Raw genomic sequence first — 18,552 nt, forward strand, 5'->3', positions numbered from 1 at the left:
CAGCCCTAACTGTTGTTCTAACNCTTCCATTTTTTTAGCTGTTAACTCGCCGTCAAGCGTGTTTTCCGCAAGCCAAGGGAAACCTGGCATGTTCGACTCTGGTACTACGTTACGAGGATTAAGCAGGTGAACACGATGCCATTCATCGCTGTAACGACCACCAACACGTGCAAGGTCAGGACCAGTACGCTTAGAGCCCCAAAGGAAAGGGGTGCTCCCATACTGACTCACCAGCAACGCTGTAGTGACCATAACGCTCTGTTTCTGCGCGAAATGGACGGATCATCTGACTATGACAACCTACACAGCCTTCACGAATGTAGATGTCACGGCCTTCTAGCTCAAGCGCGGTATATGGACGTAAGCCTTTTACCGGTTCCATGGTTTGCTGTTGAAACATCAACGGCGTAATTTGCACCATGGCACCAAAGCTGATAGCGATAAGAATTAATACCGTTAACAGACCGACATTTTTTTCAATTAACTCATGTGCGTTTTTCATTATTCGTCTCCTTAACTACGCTGGCTGAGTCGCTGGATCTGCAGCGATACTGCCTTTAGGTGCACGAACGGTTTTCCATGTGTTGTATGCCATAATGAGCATACCCGCTACCACGAAACAACCACCAATGAAACGAACCACATAGAACGGCTTAGACGCTTCTAATGACTCAACAAAGCTATAGGTTAACGTACCATCAGCATTTACTGCACGCCACATTAGACCCTGAAGTACACCAGACATCCACATTGCTACGATGTATAGAACAACACCGATAGTAGCGAACCAGAAGTGCACGTTAACTAGCTTGGTGCTGTACATTGCACGCTGACCAAATAGCACTGGAATTAAGTGGTAAATTGAACCAATTGAGACCATTGCTACCCAACCTAGTGCGCCAGAGTGTACGTGACCAATTGTCCAGTCAGTGTAGTGAGATAATGCGTTAACGGTTTTAATTGCCATCATTGGGCCTTCGAAAGTAGACATACCGTAGAAAGACAATGAAACAATTAAGAAACGCAGTACTGGGTCAGTGCGAAGCTTATGCCACGCGCCAGATAGCGTCATGATACCGTTAATCATACCACCCCAAGATGGAACGAATAAGATAATAGACATCACCATGCCTAGTGACTGAGTCCAGTCTGGTAGGGCAGTGTAGTGAAGGTGGTGTGGACCAGCCCAGATATACAGAGAAATAAGTGCCCAGAAGTGAACAATTGAAAGTCTGTATGAATAAACCGGGCGACCAGCTTGCTTAGGCACGAAGTAATACATCATACCAAGGAAGCCCGCAGTTAGGAAAAAACCTACCGCGTTATGGCCGTACCACCACTGCATCATAGCGTCTACTGCGCCTGCATACAGTGAATACGATTTAGTGAAAGATACCGGAATAGCCATGCTGTTACCAATATGAAGAATTGCAACAGTTAGCATGAACGCACCTAAGAACCAGTTCGCTACATAAATGTGCGAAACTTTACGGATTACTAGGGTTCCGAAGAAGTTGATGATGTAAGCGACCCAAACCAGTGCCAAAAGGATGTCAATTGGCCATTCTAGTTCAGCGTATTCTTTAGTGCTGGTTAAGCCCATAGGTAGGGTAATTACAGCTAAAACAATAACGGCTTGCCAACCCCAAAAGGTAAATGCGGCAAGTTTGTCACTGAACAGTCTTACCTGGCAGGTACGCTGAACGATGTAGTACGACGTTGCAAATAGCGCACAGCCGCCGAAGGCAAAAATAACGGCGTTAGTGTGCAACGGACGCAAACGTGAGAATGTTAGCCATGGTGTGTCAAAGTTAAGCATAGGTGCAAATAACTGCGCGGCAATAAATACCCCTAGGCCCATACCAATGATACCCCAGACTATGGTCATGATGGTAAATTGCCTAACTACTTTATAATTGTAGTCAGGTTGTGCTTGGCTTATTTCACTCATTTTAATGAATCTTCCACTTCAAATGAACTATGGTCTCCAACTGCCGGAATAGTACGGTCGAGACGTGTATCAGCTAAGGAATAACGCTTCACACCGAGCTTGGAAAGAGTAATAATTATTGTCTCCAAGCCAGTTGGTACGCGGATGATAAGGTTTTTAATTACAAAAAGATACCATAAACTACCTAAGCTTGATCTCCGTCAATGAAGAAATACACAAAATTTAAGAAATGCTAAATAACGATAACAATAAACGATCAAAATTTTTACATTCCCAGCTTCCATTAGTGGCTATTATTGTTGTAGCCGTGTGTGTATACCTTGCACATAAATTCCAGTCATCGGTGTTAAAAGACACGAGCGTAGTTAATGGAATAGGAAACAGCTGCAACTTTGTCAATGAAACTTGCGAATTCTTAATTGATGGCGAGGTGGCCATTGCCACATTTTCAACTATGCCTGAACCTGAAGAATCGGTAACGTTGAAAATTTTAATTCCTGAAAATCAAGAAATCGAGAGTGCCTGGATTGAAGGGGTAAACATGTATATGGGCAAAATTCCCGTGCTGTTAGATAACGATGGTCAAGGAAAGTGGTCAGGTTGGTTTATGTTAGGCAGTTGTAGTGAGCCAGTTATGAAATGGCAATTGCGGTTAAATATTGAAGGAAAGGACAACCCCCACTATTTATATTTTGTGACGCAACAATAAGTATGGCAGCACAATAGATAACGGCTGCGCGATGCAGCCGTTATTACTTTACTATGTTTTTTTCACAACTTACATTTGCGACTGTAAGTAGTTCGAAAGGCCAATTCGCTTAATCAGCCCTAACTGTTGTTCTAACCAATGCGCGTGATCCATTTCTGTGTCATCAAGAAGAACAATAAGCATGTCGCGGGTCACGTAGTCTTTCTCAGTTTCACAAAGCGCGATGACTTCACGTAGTTTTGCGTCAACTTCGTATTCCACACGCAAATCGCTCTCAAGCATTTCTGGTACGTCTTTACCCACTTTAAAGCCTGTGCGCTTTGTCATATCAGGGGTGCCTTCCAAAAACAGCATGCGCTCTATGAGCTTTGTTGCGTGACCGCGTTCGTCATCAAACTCGTGATCGATTCGCTCATACAACTTATTCAACCCCCAATCGAGATACATTTGAGAGTGAATAAAGTATTGGTCCATGGCTGCTAGTTCGTATGAAAGCAGCTCATTTAAGCCATTGATTATTGCTTGATTGCCTTTCATTAGTCATCTCCCATTACTTGCGCTTGCAGGTAGTTTTCAATACCCATCGCATCAATCTGATATTCTTGCGTTTCAATCCAGTCTAAGTGCTCTTCTTCATATTCAAGAAGGTCTTCTAATAAATCGCGAGACACATAGTCTTGTTTCTCTTCGCATAATGCGATGGCTTCGCGAAGTAGGGGAAGCTGCTCTTTTTGAAAACGCGCATCGCACGACAGCATTTCTACGGTATCTTCACCAATATAAAGTTTACCTAGCGCTTGAAGGTTAGGTAGCCCTTCTAGGAAAAGAATACGCTCAATGAGATCATCGGCTTGCTTCATATCCTTGATGGACTTCTTGTAATTCTTTTCGTTTAACTCGGAAAAGCCCCAGTTTTTAAACATACGGGCGTGCAGAAAGTATTGATTTATCGAAGTAAGTTCGCTTGTGAGCACTTCGTTCAATTTTGCAACTACTTGTTTATCACCTTGCATTGTGTAAACCCTATTGACGTATTTGCCGCAAGTATAGACTAATATTTGTGATGCGTCAAAATTCCTTTGAAAAACAGCCGCTTACAAACGATAACGTTTCTCAATTCATCCATTGTTCGCATTTAGAACTGCATCACTGTTGCGCATGAGCATAGGCAAGGCTTTCTTCCGCAAAACCCAGCCCAGCTTCAGTGAAGAAGTTAAACACTTTATCTACGCCATTTTCTAGTAAATGAGACACTTCATCTTCGTAACGAGCGATAGCTGCGACCTTGCCCGTATAGCCTGCATTTTTGAGCTGGCGCGTAATATTGATGGAATCCTGAATTGACGGTAACGCCAGTAAAACAAGCTGAACTTGTTGTATATCAAGGTTATCCCACAGATCAACGTCTTCGCCATCACCACAAATTACGTTAAGGCCTTCGCTTGCCATTTCTTTGATTTTAACTCTGTCAGCATCCATGCCCCATACGTTTACTTCACTTAGCTTAGAAAGCGCGTTAAATGCTCCACGGCCTACGCGGCCCATTCCTAAGACTAAAAATTCGGCATTGTGCAAAGTAGGATAGATATCTTCTTTTAATCGTTCAGGCTTCTCGAAGCGTTTTATTGTTTGTTTGTATTTGTGATAGCGAGAATGAGAATTGCGATACAGCACGCTGGTAAAAATAAATGAAATAGACACTGCAAGCGCTATAACCACTAACCACGAATTAGCCAGCAATCCAAGCGATACAGTAAGTGCGCCAACTATGAGCCCAAACTCGCTGTAGTTTGAGAGCACCAAGCTACTTAAATAAGCCGTACGGCCTCTTATTCGCAGTGAGGTAAATAGCCCGAAGAAAAGCGCTGCTTTAAGAGGAATAAACAAGCAGAATACGATGGCCAGCACTATCATATTTAAATCTGGAAGCGCTGTTAGCCCTATAGTGAGGAAGAACCCAATTAACAGCAGATCTTTAAAGCTTAATAATGATTTGGCAAGTTCTGATGCTTTTTCATGCTGCGCAAGCAAAATACCAAATATGAGTGCACCCAAATCGCCCTTTATATTCACCAGTTCAAATAAATGATATCCGCCGAGCGCTAGGATGAAGCCGGTGAGTGGTAATAATTCACCGTGTCCTGATTTGTTTATCATTTTGTTTATGAGTGGCATGGCGGGGAATAAGGCAAGTAATGCAAGCGCCCATACCGAAGGAAGCTTGCCTGTGGCTACGACCAAAAATATTACGGCGAACACGTCTTGCATAACTAAAATGCCAATAGCTAAACGCCCGTGACGGGTTTTGCTTTCACCACTTTCTTCTAACACCTTTACCACGCAAACGGTGCTGCTAAAGCTTAAGGCAAATGCAATAAGAGCAGCACTTTCCCAAGTAAGACCGTCTACAAAATTAGCTGCTATCGTCCCCATAGCAAATAAACAACAGGTAATAACACCTACCCAAACTAAGGTATGTGTGATGCTTCCAGCCCAAACCTCGCGACGACTCAAGTCACGAATATTGAGCTTTAACCCAATGGTGAAGAGCATGATAGTAATACCCAAATTAGCTATTTGGGTTAAATCTTCGGTTAAGGTATAGCCTGCGAAATTTAATAAAAAGCCAGCAACGAGATAGCCGACAAGTGGAGGAATGCCGATAAGCTTAACCGTTAAACCGCACGCAAATGCGAAGAGAAGAAATGCATACTCCATGAATTACCTTTCAAAATAGTTATACGTAAAAACCGTAGCCTTTAATAAGGGTACAACACTTTTATATCTGGATAAGCTATCGATTTTTATTATTGATAGTGGTTATCAGATACCAAGTGTTTAAGGTGTAAATACTTTCTGTAGATTAACATGCAATAGCTTGTTTTCGCAGCTAAAAAGCGTGTTTTTATTGCTGAGTATTTTTTCTGTTATATGCGTGTTCTATCGCACTAATGGTAACGCGTAACCGATAGGTGTGCCTAATAGGTTGTTCAAATTAAGTTTTCAAATCAGCTATTTACCGCCAAGGCAAATCTAGATCTCACTTTTGGGTGTATTGAAGAAGGTTAGTGGCTTAGTATGCAAATAAAACATGACCAAAATAAAGAAGGACTTTAAATGCGTATTACAATATTAGGCGTGCTTAGCATGTTGGTTGTTTTTAATGTAGCAATTGGTTTGCTTTGGACTCCCATTTGGTGGTTTTTGTTACTCTCTGTCACCCTTCTTATTTTTGGCTTATACGACGCGTTTCAATCAAAACATGCCATATTGAAAAACTTTCCATTGATAGGTCGAGTCCGATGGACTGTTGAAGGCCTTAGACCTTATATACAGCAGTATATTATTGAAACCGATACGGGTGGCGCGCCTATATCGAGGATGTTTCGGTCAATTGTTTATCAGCGTGCTAAGAATAGCCGCGAGACTATTCCATTTGGAACGCAACTCGACACCTATAAAGAGGGATATGAATGGATTGGCCACTCGTTATCTGCCCGCGAAGTTGAGGAAATGGATGAAAACCCCCGCATTACTGTTGGCGGACCACATTGTAAGCAGCCCTACGAAGCCAGTGTGCTGAATATCAGTGCAATGAGCTTTGGCAGTTTATCTAAAAACGCAGTACTTGCCCTAAATAAAGGGGCGCAGAAAGGTGGCTTTTATCACAATACCGGTGAGGGCGGTCTGACGCCCTACCACTTAAAACATGGTGGTGACATCGTTTGGCAAATTGGTACGGGTTACTTCGGCTGTAGAACCAAAGACGGCGGCTTTGATCCTGACTTGTTCAAGGAAAAGGCACAGTTAGACAACGTTAAAATGATAGAAATAAAATTGAGTCAAGGCGCTAAGCCAGGCCATGGCGGCATTCTTCCTGCGTATAAAAATACCCCTGAAATCGCTGAAATAAGAGGGGTAGAGCCGGGGACTCAGGTCGATTCTCCGCCGCGACATAAAGCGTTTTCGACGCCATTGGAGATGATTGATTTCATTACTGAGTTACGAGAGCTAAGTGGCTATAAGCCCGTTGGCATTAAATTAGCGCTTGGAAGGAAAAGTGAGTTTATTGCTATGTGTAAAGCCATGGTTGAAAAGGGCGTTACCCCCGACTTTATTACCGTAGACGGTGGCGAAGGTGGAACTGGCGCGGCTCCATTAGAGTATACGAATTCCATTGGCTTTCCCCTTCGAGAAGCGCTGGCGTTTGTAGATGACTGTCTTACTGGTTTCGACCTTCGGAAGAAGGTTAAAATTATCGCATCTGGAAAAATAATTACGGCGTTCCAACTCGCTAAAAACCTAAGCTTAGGCGCCGATTTATGTAATAGTGCGAGAGGCATGATGCTAGCTTTAGGCTGCGTTCAATCACTGTCTTGCAATACGAATAAGTGTCCAACTGGCGTAGCAACACAGGATCCAAGACTTGCCCGCGGATTAAATGTAGAGGACAAATTTGAAAGGGTTTACCGTTTTCATAGAAAGACAATTCACGCACTGATGGATATTTTATCTTCTACCGGCCATGTTAAAACCAGTGAGCTAAACCGAACTCATATTTTCAGGCGGGTCGATCAGTGTCACGTCGCACGCTATGATGAGATTTTTCCGTTAGTGAAAACCGGAAGCTTCCTTACTGATGAGGTACCTGAACGGTTTAAGCTTCACCTTAAAGAGGCCAATGCAGAAAGCTTTATGCCGTGTAGTTTGTTAGCTGAAGTTGAAAAAGAAACGAAAGACGTTTCGTAAAGCGCTACTAGCAACGAGAACGGTGATTTCATGAAAAGGCATTTACACTCCTGGCCAATTTCTCTAAGACCAGGCGTGTACGTGCTTTTTTGCTATTCCACTTTCTTTTCTGGAATACGTAATTGATAAAGACGATAGTCACTGGTTCTATAAGGTGAGACTTTATATTTTGGTTGAAGGTATGCCACCAAATCTATGAGCTCGGAAACGGTGAGTTCGTCATTAACAACGCGCATCAAGGAAACACCATCTTCACTTGTAAAGCTTGCAGGCTGTCGGGGTGTCAATTTGTGTGAAGGATTGATGATGCTTGTCACAAGTTCTGCATAAGTCTTAATTCTGCCACTACTTCCGCCTAGCGGTATAGGTTTAACCAACAAGTATTGGGCGCTGTCATCTTCGCCTTCGCCAGCAATTCTATGGCAATCTTGGCACTGATATTTTTTAAAAACCAGATAACCTTGTTCCGCGTTGCCTTCGGGTAAACTAAACCCTCTGGGTGATTTTGCGCCTTGCTCACAGGCAAAAAGCAGAAGCGTAGCTAGCAGTATGATTGCGGTCTTCATCACTTATTCCTTCTATTACTTTACTATTAAATGATATCTCAAAGCTCAGTTGATAAATTTAGTATGAAGTAGCTGTTGGAACTTATATTGACCTAGCGCAAAGTATTAACAATAAACACAAGATAATCTCTTGTTATCAAGTTTACGCAAAAGCAAAGCGATTATTTGGCGTTAACTGTTTATCACAACGGGAGAAAAGCTATGCAAAGCTACAATACGATTTTAGTACCTATAGATGTGTATTCTGATTACAACGTGGTAGTAGAAAGAGCGATTTCCATCGCTGGTAATAGCCATAAGCTCCACTTGCTATATGTCGCATACCCCCAAACTAATATGGAGCCCTACGGTTTCTTTTTAGAAAAAGATTTTTCACAAGAGGTAAGAGAGCAAGCCTTAAGGCAGCTAAAAGATGTGGCAGCAAAGCATGATATTCCCTATAGCCATGTCAATGTTGAAATAGGTTCGCCCGCTGATGAGATTCACCATATGGCTGAAAAAACTTAACGCCGATCTCATTGTTGTAGGCACCCATGGTCAAAGTGGTTTGCGGCTATTACTCGGTTCAACCGCAAATGCTGTGCTTCACGGTGTAAAAACAGATGTGTTGGCGGTAAAAGTATAGCGATGTCATTCGACTGTCATGAAGCTTCGCTAGCGTGATGATTTTTGTGGGAATGAATAATACTAAAAATGATCAAACGGACAGGGTTCTCTAGGCTTCTTTTTGCAACCCATTATTCAATCAAAGGACTGCGTGCCGCATTTAAAAGTGAGGCGGCGATAAGGCAGGAATTAATGGCGATGAGCTTATTAGTCCCCACGGCTTTGCTCTTGAACATTTCAACGGTAGAAAAATTACTGCTTATCGTGTCGTTGTTTATTGTCTTAATCACAGAGCTTCTCAATACCGCGATTGAAAAGCTCTGCGATCATATAACAACCGACTTCCACGAACTCATTGGACGAGCAAAAGATATTGGCTCGGCCGCTGTCTTCGTTAGCCTCTTGCTTGCTATTATTACTTGGTTATCAATTTTATGGTAACCAAGTAATAATACGTGGGGTTACTAAAGCGACTTTATTTTTTTGTCACACGACTCATTAACTAACGTTCGAATAGTGCTGTCTAAATTCTTTATGTGCGAATAGTGAATTGAAGTTTCGCCACCCTTACTGATGTCTTTAATCGTAAATACTACATCGTCATCTCGTGAGGTAACGCAAATGCGTACGAAATCATCAGACTGTGCCAGTGGTACATGAAGATATAAGGGCTCATTATGAGAGTTCAGATACTCAACCGCTGCTTCTTTCGATTTAAAGGGGTCTTGTTTCTCTGGTTGAACATGCCAAGACGAAGAGGGAACGACTAACTCTGCCAGTAGTTTGCCGTGCTTTGTATCGATTCCGCTACTCATATATAACTCCTTTACGTAAAGCAAAAACATGTCGTACTTGAGGTGATTGAATACCTACACCGTACGCAAACTAGATTCGATAATGTATGCAGTTGTTACGCAGGGAATACGTATTTAGATTGGTAAAGATAACAAAGCGTTGCAGAGTAGGGTGCTGTTGGTATTGACCAATGTTACGCGTAACCTTTTAACGAAAAATACTTTATTATTTTCAGTGGGTTATCGATTGCGTTTGGCGGACAATTTCGCCATGCCGCCCCGTTTTACATTCGCTTGTTTAGTATAATGCCCCGGCATTTCTGGAGATTGCCAGCCCCCGGCAAGCTGCAGTTCGGGTAAAGATGCGCCATCTTCTGCAAGCGATACTGCGCCGCCAACGCGACCACTGTGTGGCGTAATATTTTCGGAAATTCCAGCACGATGGGCAATGCGTCGCCAAATACGATAGACACTTGAGTAATTAAGAACGTTTGCTTTATGACTTGGTATTTGTTCGTCAAAGGGCAATAGTGCCGTTTTATGATTCGTCAATCGTCGAAAAAGTATGCCTTTGTGTAGCCCACGTAAATCTGAAACATGTCGGGTTTGTTTGGTTTTAGGGCAAGTATTTGCTTCATTTATATACTCTTGGATCATAGAAACCGTACTGGAGGAAACATACCTATATTGACCTTGTCCAGATTGATCACTCTTAGAAGAAACCACAAGCAGTGTATTATTCCTGGCAGAAATATCTTCTACACAGACTCTTACTAATTCGTCTGCACGCAGTAAGGCATCGAACATAAGGTTAATAATGGCAATATCTCTTAGTTCTAACAAAGAGTCGGGAATAATAGCGTTATTTATTTGTTCAACCATTTCAATGGTAAGCGGAATGGCCTGTTTGTGTGTCAAACGATACTTTCTATTTTCAATAAGAGACAGTCTTATAAAATCTCTTAAATAGGCAGAACGGATGATGGGGTTAGGCAATTTAGCAACACCTAAAAATTTACTGAGCGCAGACAGACGACGTTTAATCGTTCTGTAGGCGAGGGGAGAACGACACAATTCTTCTACATATTGCTTTATACATAATTCATTGTGGCTAAAATCGTCGGTGAAGCCTTGCAGATTAGCCTGCTTACAAAAAATTGCGAATTCGTTGTAGTCACTAATATACGCACGTTGCGTGTTGTACGGTAACTTAGTAAAAATTTCTCGGTAGTAACTTTCAACATCATGCGTAGATGAAGAACGTGAAGGCGAAACGAGTTGCGAATTGACACCTCCTTTAGTGGAGCCACTACCAGAATCGTAATAACCGGAAGCGTGGCTGCTATTATTGCTATGATCCAATGAATCACTTGTCGCTTGCCGCTTCACTTTATGAGGGTGTAAATGTGTTATCTTTTGCTTAGATGACATGAATTGGCCTGCATGTAGCGCGTTCAATAAGATTGTATCTTTTATAAATAATTTTGTAACGTATTGATTTAAATAGTTATTCACGCATGATAACTGTAATTATCATGCGTGAAGTAACAAGGTAATCCTTGTATTAGCGCAGGTCTAACCATACGTTTATTCAATAAATATAGGCTTACAGAACGCGTAATCGGGATACCTTGCCTGATAGTTCAGTAGTATTTCCTATTAGCTCAGTAGTATTTCCTATTAGGTGCCACTTTACCACATGACTGTATGTTTATACAGTCTTATGCTAATTCCCGCTTAGTTTAGTTGTCTAACGGCTGCCTTTTTAAACAGAAGCAATAGAATTTCGCGATTTGCGCGCAATTTATGTTCAGATAAACGCGTGCGCTGTGTGAAATCTATAAGGCAATACCCTTATTATGCCTATAGATTTCACGTAGCGTTGCCTGAAAAATGCACTAAAATAGGTGGCAGACCGAAGACCTCTGGCCGTAGAACGACGCGCTAAATATAAACACAAGGTCTTGAATGGCTTGTTTCATCCATACTCATGGTTATCACTTTTTTGATACTGCTATCTTAGCGGAATAGGTGATAGCAACGTGGCCAATTTACCTACCACAGTTAAATGGCGATACTCGTACCGTTTTCGTTTTTCGGCTTTCAGACTGGCGCTCAGTAAGCAGTATTTCAATATCTGAACCACGATAAGTCATCCGCTTTTACATTAAGTTCCTCTGTGTATTACGTAAATACTTTATTCATGATTAACCTTGTTGTACTGACGCCGAATTAAATATAGTGCTTGCAATTAAACATGCTGAACTTATTAATGACACGTTTTTAAATTGCTTTTATCGTTTATTAACGAGTATTTCTTTAATCTCAATACCTTATATTTATCACTTTACTTAGCCCAACAAATATTACTTATTTAGATAGCGTGCTTTGTATTAAGTACTAAATAAGATTGTTATCGATAGATTACAAAGATTGTAGTCTTGTATTCTTTATTATCAACCGAAGCCTTTTATTTGAAAAAGGCGACGTTTAATCATCTATAGGTTGTTATAAATTAGCTTTTTAAAACCTGTCGAGCAGGACTCATTCTCAAGTATACGGTTATAAATGGTTTGCTAGATTTATTTAAGAAATAAAACGTAACGAACAAAACCTATATTTAAACTCGTGTTTTATAACCAGAACCTTTTAATTCCTAATCAGCGGTAAACCATTCATAACGCTTTAAATATCTACATCTAATAACGCACTAATTAATAGTGCTTTAATTTTCTTTTTATTAGAGTATTCATATATCATATTTAACATAATATACATTATGCGTAATTGTGTATGTGAACGATGAGGGCGATGATGTCGCTCTATTTGGTTGGTTTGTTGGCTGTGATTACTCACAGACTTTTATGCGTGGCTGCTGTGTTGGCGTTTACGCTTGTGCGTGAACGTTTCACTTACAGCGGTACTTTTGATTTAAAACCGCTCAGATAATTTGATTTAGGCGTAATAAATTGGGTCGTGAAATTGAATCGTACGCTACGTAAAATGTGCGGCATGATTACCCTGATTATTTAATTTCATTCACGTAGCGTCACGGTATGAAATTCTACTCATGGCGGCGACCGATAAGAAATTCAGATAGAGATTGAGTGAGAATGTGACAAGCGCGCTTTATACCGTGCTTTAAATGAAAGGTTTTGAGATTGAATTAAGATACGTTCATGCTTAAAAAGAAAAAGCCATGCCTCATACTAAACACAATTATGGCCTGGCTTTGTTTATATTAAAAACTGATAAACTTACAATTAAATAAGTCAGATATTTATTGCGCGTTACTGCCATTTTTGAAAACCTTGTCTAATCGCTTAACGTCTTCATCATAGCTTAGCGCTATTTTACTGCGTTCGTAGCTTTGTATTGCTAATTTATTGGCGGCCTCAACAAACGTGTTATCTACGCGATTAAAGCAGGCTTTTATCGTATTAAGTGACTTTTGAATACGTATCGCTACTTCAATGTTGGCCGCGCCATCACGCGCAATACTGGTGTAAGCATCATCAAACAAGTCATCTACATTTAATGCCGGGACAGATACAGCATCATATTTATAATGTGGTTCGCCGTTATCATGAGTTTTAAGCTTAATGTTTTTACGCTCGTTTTGACGACTATCTTGTTCGGCATTTTTATACCAAATAAGTAATAGCCGAGTAATACTGCTAATGGCGTTAATAGCCGTACCGTGATCGTTTACTGATGGTGATAAAGCACGAGATGCGATTTCTGCTAAAACAATAAAGCCGAAGCGCGGGTCAGCTTCGAAAGAGCGGGCTTCGCCTATTTTAAAAGCGCTGATAATGTCTTCGAAATCTGCATTATACTTTACGAATGCGATGGGCTTATCGGGTGTAACAAATTCCCCCGGAAGCATGGCCACATTTACAAAGTTACCATTGGTTTTGGCCCACTTGTGCAGTTTTGCGATATCAATTAATTGAATATAGCCAATCTCATTCGTGTAAATAGCATGACTCCCCTGCTCTTTTATCTCATCTTGCGGCACTGCACCTAAACATGGCGCTCCAATTCTATTGCTTATGGCGCGCCCAGTGGCGTGTTCAACTTTTATTAACGTGGAGCCGACACGGCCCAATCGAGCCACACTGTCTACCCAACGTATAAAGGTTAAAATAACAACAGCGAAGACCAAGCACGTTAAACAAAATAAGATAAAGACCCCAGCTTTTTCGAAAAAAGCGTGGTTTATAGCAGTAATGCCAACAGCACTATAAATGAATGCACCAATGAAAACAGACAGTGCATTTTGTGAAACGTCATCGGAAATAATTAGGCTTAACGAGCGCGGCGTTGAAGATTGGCTGGCTGAAGCATAAGCGTTAACCATAGTTCCTGCAGAGAATGTGGCAATTACCATCATGCTAGACGCCATGATTGACAGTAATGTCTCTACAGTTTCAGACTTTATTTCAGGAATATGTTCAGCAACTGACGTGCCATCGGCAACCTTTGCGATAAATACAGCGATAAGTGATAGCACACAAAATACAAGCGGCTTCAACCACAACTTCTCTTTAAAGCTGTAAATGAGAAATCTTAATTTGTCTACGGTAATTGGGGCTTCCATTCTTTTACTCTTATTGTTCGATTCTCTTGATACGTGCGTTACTCTATTTTTGATTCACCTTGGCTTTTTCGCAGAAGCACAACGTTTGGAGCAGTACTTCACATTCTCCCAATCTCTTTCCCACTTCTTGCGCCATGTGAATGGCCTATCACAGACCGGGCAGATTTTGGTAGGTAAGTCAGACTTCTTCATTTTTAGTTAGCTTTGATAGAAATATCGTGGCGTCCTGTTTCATGGTTTCTATATTTTCTTCTTTCATCCGCCCATAGGTCTTATAAATCATTGCCATACGGTGATTGTTACTTAACTTTTCTTTATGCTTATCAATAAAATGCCAATAAAGATAGTTGAAGGGGCAAGCTTTTGGTCCCGTTTTCTTCGAAACCTGATAGCCACAGTTTTTGCAGTAGTTACTCATTTTGTTGATATAGCTCCCGCTTGCGACGTAGGGTTTACTTGCTAAGTTTCCACCGTCGCTGTACAAAATCATTCCCGCGACATTGGGCAGTTCAACCCATTCATAAGCATCGGCATAAACCAGCAAATACCAAGCTTGTACCTCTTCAGGGCTCAGTTCGGTTAACAAGCTGAAATTGCCTATTACCATTAGCCGTTGAATATGATGAGCATAGGCGTTTTGCTGAGTCTCTTTAATGCACTGACGCATACAGTTCATGTTGGTCTGCGCATCCCAAGAAAAAAGAAGGTAACGCTCTACTATTATCGAAGTAATTATCGGTCTTCAAGTTAGGCATGAAGTGCCAATAGAAACCGCGAACATACTCGCGCCATCCCAGAATTTGTCGGATAAACCCTTCCGCAGAATTTAGCGGCACTTGCCCTGCGTGGTAGGCTTGTTCGGCGGCTTGAATGGCTTCTTTCGGTGTAAGAAGGCCACAGTTTAAGTAGAACGCGATATGTGAATGATAAAGCCAAGGCTTTCCCTCGACCATAGCGTCTTGATACTGACCGAAATTTGGTAGCCTCTCTTCGATGAAGCTGTTCAAAACGCTGAGTGCATCTTTTCGCGTGACCGCAAAGTGAAAATTATCAATATCGCCAAAATGTTCGCTGAATTCACTTTTTACTAATTCGATAACATCTGAAGTAATATCGTCAATAGCGAATGTGGTGTGTTTTGGCACCTTTTGGGTTTCAGGCATAGACTCGCGATTTTGCGCGTCATAGTTCCATTTCCCCCCAAATAGGGTTTTTACCATCCATCAACACATTGTGCTTGCGCCTCATTTCCCGATAAAAGAACTCCATGCGAAGCTGCTTTTTTCCATCGGCCCATTCACTAAATTCATTGGGGGTAGAGAAAAAGCGATTATCTTCGCAAATAGTAACGGGTATACCTAGTTGATTTTGCCACTGCTGCATGCTTTTAAGCAGCCGATATTCCCCAGGCACAGTTACCTTAACTTCATCAAAGTGCTGCCGATTTAACGTATGCTTTACTTGTGCAAGTAAATCACCCTGGTTGCCTTCATCGGTATAGTGGACGTAGTTAACCTGATAGTTATTGTCGCGCAAATGTTCAGCAAAATGACGCATGGCACTAAACAGGAAAGCGATCTTCTTTTTATGATGCTTTACATAGGTAGCTTCTTCCCGCACTTCTGCCATAAGAATGGTGTCTTTGCTTTTTACGGCGCCCGCTATTACTGGTAATGAGTCGGTGAGCTGGTCACCTAGGACTAAAATAAGTGCTGCCATTCCCTACTCTTTTAATGTTTGAAACGCGTCTAGTGCTCGCTGGCGTGATGCCTTTAAATCAACAATAGGCTTAGGGTAATCCTTACCAAGCTCAACACCCGCCTCTTTCAATATAGCAGATGGTGCTTCCCAGGGCTTGTGGATGTATTTATCAGACAGTCCATTTAGTTCGGGGCAATATTGACGAACATAGCCGCCTTTCTTATCAAACTTTTCACCTTGGAGGATGGGATTAAAAATTCTGAAGTACGGTGCGGCATCTGCCCCTGAGCCTGCTACCCATTGCCAACTAGCGCTATTACTGGCTAAGTCGGCATCAAGTAAGGTATCCCAAAACCAGCGTTCACCTTCATGCCAGCTCAATAACAAATTTTTGACTAAAAATGATCCCACAATCATGCGAACGCGGTTGTGCATGTAGCCTGTTTGCCACAGTTCACGCATACCCGCATCAACAATAGGAATTCCTGTATTACCGGTTTGCCACGCTTTTAGCGCTTTTGCGTCAGTACGCCATGGAAATTTATCAAACTTATCGTTGAAGTTTTTATTCGGTAGCGTAGGAAAGTGAAACAGAAGGTAATAGCTGAATTCTCGCCAACCAAGTTCACTGAGATAAGTCTCGATACTTTTGTCTTCGCTAGTCCCGAACCTATCTTTTATGGCATACCAAACTTGGTTTGGTGACACTTCGCCAAAATGTAAATGCGGTGACAGTCGTGAAGTTCCTTTCGCCGAAGGAATGTCTCTGCCGTCTTTATACCTTCGTGCTGAGTTTTCAATAAAGTCAGACAGATTATCTGCCGCGCCATCTTCGCCAGGCGTCCACTCCTTGGCAATGGTATCATCCCATTTTATGGTGGGAAGCAACGCTAACGCGGCTAAGCCATCGCTGTTATCGTCAACATCTGCATAGGTAATACGTGCTGGAGGTGCCTTCGGGTAGCGTGGCTCTTCAATCTGTAGACAGCCATTTTTGTAGTAAGGGGTAAAAACTCGATAAGGCGTACCATCTTTTTTGAGTACCTTCATTGGCTCCCACAATAAACTACCGTTAAAGCTATGCGCCTCGTAGTCACTATCTAGAAGTGACTTTTTAATGGCTTTGTCACGGTTAATTTGCCATGGCTCGTAACACCGGTTCCAAAAGATAGACGATGCATTAAAGGACTCCATGAGCTTTGGAATGAGAGTTTGTGGATCGCCTTTAAAAATTTGTAGATGACCGTTCAGCCGTTTGTTTAAAGATTTTAACGAATGGTGAAGCCACCACTTGCTTGCACCGCCAGGCATTCTGCCATCTGGCGCACTTTCATCAAATATGTAGATGGGAACGATTTTTCCCATGTCACACGCTGCATTCAATGCAGGGTTGTCTTTTACGCGAAGGTCTTGTCTAAACCACATAATGCTTACAGGAACGGTCACTTTTTTTCCTCAGATATTGCACTTATTTCTAATATTTATCGTATTTTAACTATTACGCCTTAAACCGGATTCAGGATCCGGTAAATAAATAAAAAGTACCATTAAAATAGTATGATAAATCAACAGATTGAAGATGCAGGCTTGAGTGATGTTCAAAGAGGTGTTTTTTGGTTTCGACATGATTTAAGACTTCATGACCAGCCCGCTATTGCTGAACTATGCACAGCGGTTTCTCAAGTGACATTCACCTATATCTTAGATGACAAATGCTTTGATGATGCCGCTTTCGGTTTTTTCACCAATGGGAAAACACCGGCATACTTTTTTATTACAAACCTTAAGTGATTTAAAACAGCAACTTAATCAACGAGGTCATGAACTCCTTATTCTCAAGGGTAATACTGCTGAATGTATAGTGCAGTTGCTCAATGCCGGCGGGTACACGCATTTAGGAGTAAGTCAGCATTGTGGCTTCGATGAAACTGCCCAACTCAATACAGTAAAGCGCTTTTTCAACACGCTTAGGGTTATTGAAACGCCAACGTTTGGGCTATTTGACGCCGAAGTATTACCTTTTGATATTGAAGACATGCCTGATGTTTTCAGTCCGTTCCGTAGAAAAGTAGAAAAGCACTGTACACCGTTACCTGTTCTAGAGCGCATCGCCCAATTACCAGACGGGTTTATGCCTAATATTGATAAGCAGTATATTTTAGACATCGAGTTGAGTTTACCTAAGCCCTCGCCTTCATCATTTATTGGGGGGGAGTCGGCCGCACTTAACCATTTAGAAACCTACCTATTCGATTGGAAGGCAGCGGCAACGTATAAAGAAACTCGGAACACCTTAGATACGTGGAAAGACAGTACTAAACTTTCAGCGTGGCTAGCGAATGGGTCTCTGTCAGCGCGCGAAGTTATAAGACAAGTTCAGCGCTTTGAACAAACCATAGAGAAAAACGACTCAACATACTGGGTATATTTTGAGTTGTTATGGCGAGAATTTTTCCATTGGTTACAGTGCAAGTATGGTGCTAAGTGGTTTCGTATTAGTGGTATACAAGGTAGAAAGCCCACCACCTGTCACGACCCGGAAACCTTCTCTCGCTGGTGTAAAGGAGAAACAGGTTATCGCATTGTAGATGCATGCATGCGCCAACTTGCCGAAACCGGTTACATGTCAAATCGAGGCCGCCAGCTAGTAGCAAGTTGTTTTGTTCATGAATTACGCCAAGACTGGCGATATGGTGCAGCGTGGTTTGAACATCAGCTTATTGACTATGACGTGGGAAGTAACTGGGGAAACTGGCTTTACCTTGCTGGCGTTGGAAGCGACCCTCGTGGACACAGGCAATTCAATTTACAAAAACAAACGGAAATATATGACCCCGATGGTCGCTTTCGTAAGGCGTGGTTGTAGTACCTAG

At 41.8% G+C, this 18,552-nt stretch carries 15 protein-coding genes and 3 pseudogenes; 6 read left to right on the plus strand and 12 right to left on the minus strand.

Annotated elements, in window-relative coordinates; genetic code table 11:
• A pseudogene (ccoO, locus tag ACX5J7_RS01155) lies at positions 1–502 on the minus strand (cytochrome-c oxidase, cbb3-type subunit II); the annotation flags it as partial.
• Between the two features lie 15 nt (positions 503–517).
• Complete coding sequence (gene ccoN, locus ACX5J7_RS01160; protein ID WP_012518545.1) at positions 518–1,951, minus strand: cytochrome-c oxidase, cbb3-type subunit I; 1,434 nt, start codon at positions 1,949–1,951, stop codon at positions 518–520.
• A 229-nt stretch (positions 1,952–2,180) separates the two neighbouring features.
• On the opposite strand from ccoN, the gene ACX5J7_RS01165 reads away from it, so the two are divergent.
• A complete protein-coding gene (locus ACX5J7_RS01165) occupies positions 2,181–2,660 on the plus strand; it encodes a hypothetical protein (protein WP_015067288.1) in 480 nt (159 codons plus the stop codon).
• A gap of 69 nt (positions 2,661–2,729) precedes the next feature.
• Here the strand turns inward: ACX5J7_RS01165 and bfr (ACX5J7_RS01170) are convergent, their stop codons facing one another.
• The 3 genes from bfr (ACX5J7_RS01170) to ACX5J7_RS01180 all read right to left on the minus strand — a co-directional run bounded on the left by bfr (ACX5J7_RS01170) (position 2,730) and on the right by ACX5J7_RS01180 (position 5,378).
• The gene (bfr, locus tag ACX5J7_RS01170; protein ID WP_012518543.1) at positions 2,730–3,197 is read right to left on the minus strand and encodes a bacterioferritin; all 468 of its coding nucleotides are present in this window, start codon (positions 3,195–3,197) and stop codon (positions 2,730–2,732) included.
• Positions 3,197–3,673, minus strand: a complete 477-nt coding sequence (gene bfr / locus ACX5J7_RS01175) for a bacterioferritin (RefSeq protein ID WP_014949586.1) — start codon at positions 3,671–3,673, stop codon at positions 3,197–3,199. Before bfr (ACX5J7_RS01175) ends, bfr (ACX5J7_RS01170) begins: the two co-directional genes overlap by 1 nt.
• Before the next feature lie 133 nt (positions 3,674–3,806).
• Positions 3,807–5,378, minus strand: coding sequence for a cation:proton antiporter domain-containing protein (locus ACX5J7_RS01180; protein WP_498705799.1), 1,572 nt, complete (start codon positions 5,376–5,378; stop codon positions 3,807–3,809).
• Between the two features lie 399 nt (positions 5,379–5,777).
• Here ACX5J7_RS01180 and ACX5J7_RS01185 point away from each other — a divergent pair, with 399 nt between their 5' ends.
• Positions 5,778–7,409 (plus strand): FMN-binding glutamate synthase family protein, encoded by a 1,632-nt coding sequence (locus ACX5J7_RS01185; RefSeq protein WP_278385736.1) that lies wholly within the window; start codon positions 5,778–5,780, stop codon positions 7,407–7,409.
• Positions 7,410–7,501: 92 nt separating this feature from the next.
• Here ACX5J7_RS01185 and ACX5J7_RS01190 read toward each other — a convergent pair whose 3' ends face one another.
• Positions 7,502–7,975, minus strand: a complete 474-nt coding sequence (locus ACX5J7_RS01190) for a c-type cytochrome (protein ID WP_015067285.1) — start codon at positions 7,973–7,975, stop codon at positions 7,502–7,504.
• Between the two features lie 201 nt (positions 7,976–8,176).
• Between ACX5J7_RS01190 and ACX5J7_RS01195 the strand changes: the two are divergent.
• Positions 8,177–8,600 (plus strand): annotated as a pseudogene (locus tag ACX5J7_RS01195) (universal stress protein).
• Positions 8,601–8,668: 68 nt separating this feature from the next.
• The gene (locus ACX5J7_RS01200) at positions 8,669–9,022 is read left to right on the plus strand and encodes a diacylglycerol kinase (RefSeq protein ID WP_012518537.1); all 354 of its coding nucleotides are present in this window, start codon (positions 8,669–8,671) and stop codon (positions 9,020–9,022) included.
• A gap of 23 nt (positions 9,023–9,045) precedes the next feature.
• On the opposite strand, the gene ACX5J7_RS01205 is transcribed toward ACX5J7_RS01200, so the two are convergent.
• The 6 genes and pseudogenes from ACX5J7_RS01205 to ACX5J7_RS01230 form a co-directional block, all read right to left on the minus strand.
• On the minus strand, positions 9,046–9,396 hold the full coding sequence (locus ACX5J7_RS01205; RefSeq protein ID WP_012518536.1) for a hypothetical protein: 351 nt from the start codon (positions 9,394–9,396) through the stop codon (positions 9,046–9,048).
• A 219-nt stretch (positions 9,397–9,615) separates the two neighbouring features.
• Positions 9,616–10,890 carry a tyrosine-type recombinase/integrase gene (locus tag ACX5J7_RS01210; RefSeq protein ID WP_278385732.1) on the minus strand — a complete coding sequence of 425 codons (1,275 nt, stop codon included), beginning with the start codon at positions 10,888–10,890 and terminating at the stop codon, positions 9,616–9,618.
• A gap of 1,765 nt (positions 10,891–12,655) precedes the next feature.
• A complete protein-coding gene (locus ACX5J7_RS01215) occupies positions 12,656–13,978 on the minus strand; it encodes a DUF2254 domain-containing protein (RefSeq protein ID WP_498705807.1) in 1,323 nt (440 codons plus the stop codon).
• A 54-nt stretch (positions 13,979–14,032) separates the two neighbouring features.
• Positions 14,033–14,170 carry a DUF2256 domain-containing protein gene (locus ACX5J7_RS01220; protein ID WP_024016339.1) on the minus strand — a complete coding sequence of 46 codons (138 nt, stop codon included), beginning with the start codon at positions 14,168–14,170 and terminating at the stop codon, positions 14,033–14,035.
• A pseudogene (locus ACX5J7_RS01225) lies at positions 14,157–15,697 on the minus strand (cryptochrome/photolyase family protein). Before ACX5J7_RS01225 ends, ACX5J7_RS01220 begins: the two are co-directional and overlap by 14 nt.
• A 3-nt stretch (positions 15,698–15,700) precedes the next feature.
• Positions 15,701–17,125: a cryptochrome/photolyase family protein gene (locus ACX5J7_RS01230; RefSeq protein WP_015067279.1), complete on the minus strand. Its 1,425-nt coding sequence runs from the start codon at positions 17,123–17,125 to the stop codon at positions 15,701–15,703.
• Positions 17,126–17,236: 111 nt separating this feature from the next.
• Between ACX5J7_RS01230 and ACX5J7_RS01235 the strand changes: the two genes are divergently transcribed.
• Together ACX5J7_RS01235 and ACX5J7_RS01240 are read left to right on the plus strand one after the other, a co-directional pair.
• Positions 17,237–17,470: a deoxyribodipyrimidine photo-lyase gene (locus ACX5J7_RS01235; protein WP_498705810.1), complete on the plus strand. Its 234-nt coding sequence runs from the start codon at positions 17,237–17,239 to the stop codon at positions 17,468–17,470.
• Positions 17,427–18,545, plus strand: a complete 1,119-nt coding sequence (locus ACX5J7_RS01240; protein WP_498705811.1) for a DASH family cryptochrome — start codon at positions 17,427–17,429, stop codon at positions 18,543–18,545. The genes ACX5J7_RS01235 and ACX5J7_RS01240 overlap by 44 nt, the downstream gene beginning before the upstream one ends.
• Positions 18,546–18,552: the final 7 nt, after the last annotated feature.

This window comes from Alteromonas infernus (assembly GCF_902705815.1).

Bases quoted from the DNA above. Each gene is read 5' to 3' on its own strand.
- ccoN (WP_012518545.1), bottom strand. From the start codon at position 1,951: ATGAGTGAAATAAGCCAAGCACAACCTGACTACAATTATAAAGTAGTT.
- ACX5J7_RS01165 (WP_015067288.1), top strand. From the start codon at position 2,181: ATGCTAAATAACGATAACAATAAACGATCAAAATTTTTACATTCCCAG.
- bfr (WP_012518543.1), bottom strand. From the start codon at position 3,197: ATGAAAGGCAATCAAGCAATAATCAATGGCTTAAATGAGCTGCTTTCA.
- bfr (WP_014949586.1), bottom strand. From the start codon at position 3,673: ATGCAAGGTGATAAACAAGTAGTTGCAAAATTGAACGAAGTGCTCACA.
- ACX5J7_RS01180 (WP_498705799.1), bottom strand. From the start codon at position 5,378: ATGGAGTATGCATTTCTTCTCTTCGCATTTGCGTGCGGTTTAACGGTT.
- ACX5J7_RS01185 (WP_278385736.1), top strand. From the start codon at position 5,778: ATGCGTATTACAATATTAGGCGTGCTTAGCATGTTGGTTGTTTTTAAT.
- ACX5J7_RS01190 (WP_015067285.1), bottom strand. From the start codon at position 7,975: ATGAAGACCGCAATCATACTGCTAGCTACGCTTCTGCTTTTTGCCTGT.
- ACX5J7_RS01200 (WP_012518537.1), top strand. From the start codon at position 8,669: ATGATCAAACGGACAGGGTTCTCTAGGCTTCTTTTTGCAACCCATTAT.
- ACX5J7_RS01205 (WP_012518536.1), bottom strand. From the start codon at position 9,396: ATGAGTAGCGGAATCGATACAAAGCACGGCAAACTACTGGCAGAGTTA.
- ACX5J7_RS01215 (WP_498705807.1), bottom strand. From the start codon at position 13,978: ATGGAAGCCCCAATTACCGTAGACAAATTAAGATTTCTCATTTACAGC.
- ACX5J7_RS01220 (WP_024016339.1), bottom strand. From the start codon at position 14,170: ATGAAGAAGTCTGACTTACCTACCAAAATCTGCCCGGTCTGTGATAGG.
- ACX5J7_RS01235 (WP_498705810.1), top strand. From the start codon at position 17,237: ATGATAAATCAACAGATTGAAGATGCAGGCTTGAGTGATGTTCAAAGA.
- ACX5J7_RS01240 (WP_498705811.1), top strand. From the start codon at position 17,427: ATGGGAAAACACCGGCATACTTTTTTATTACAAACCTTAAGTGATTTA.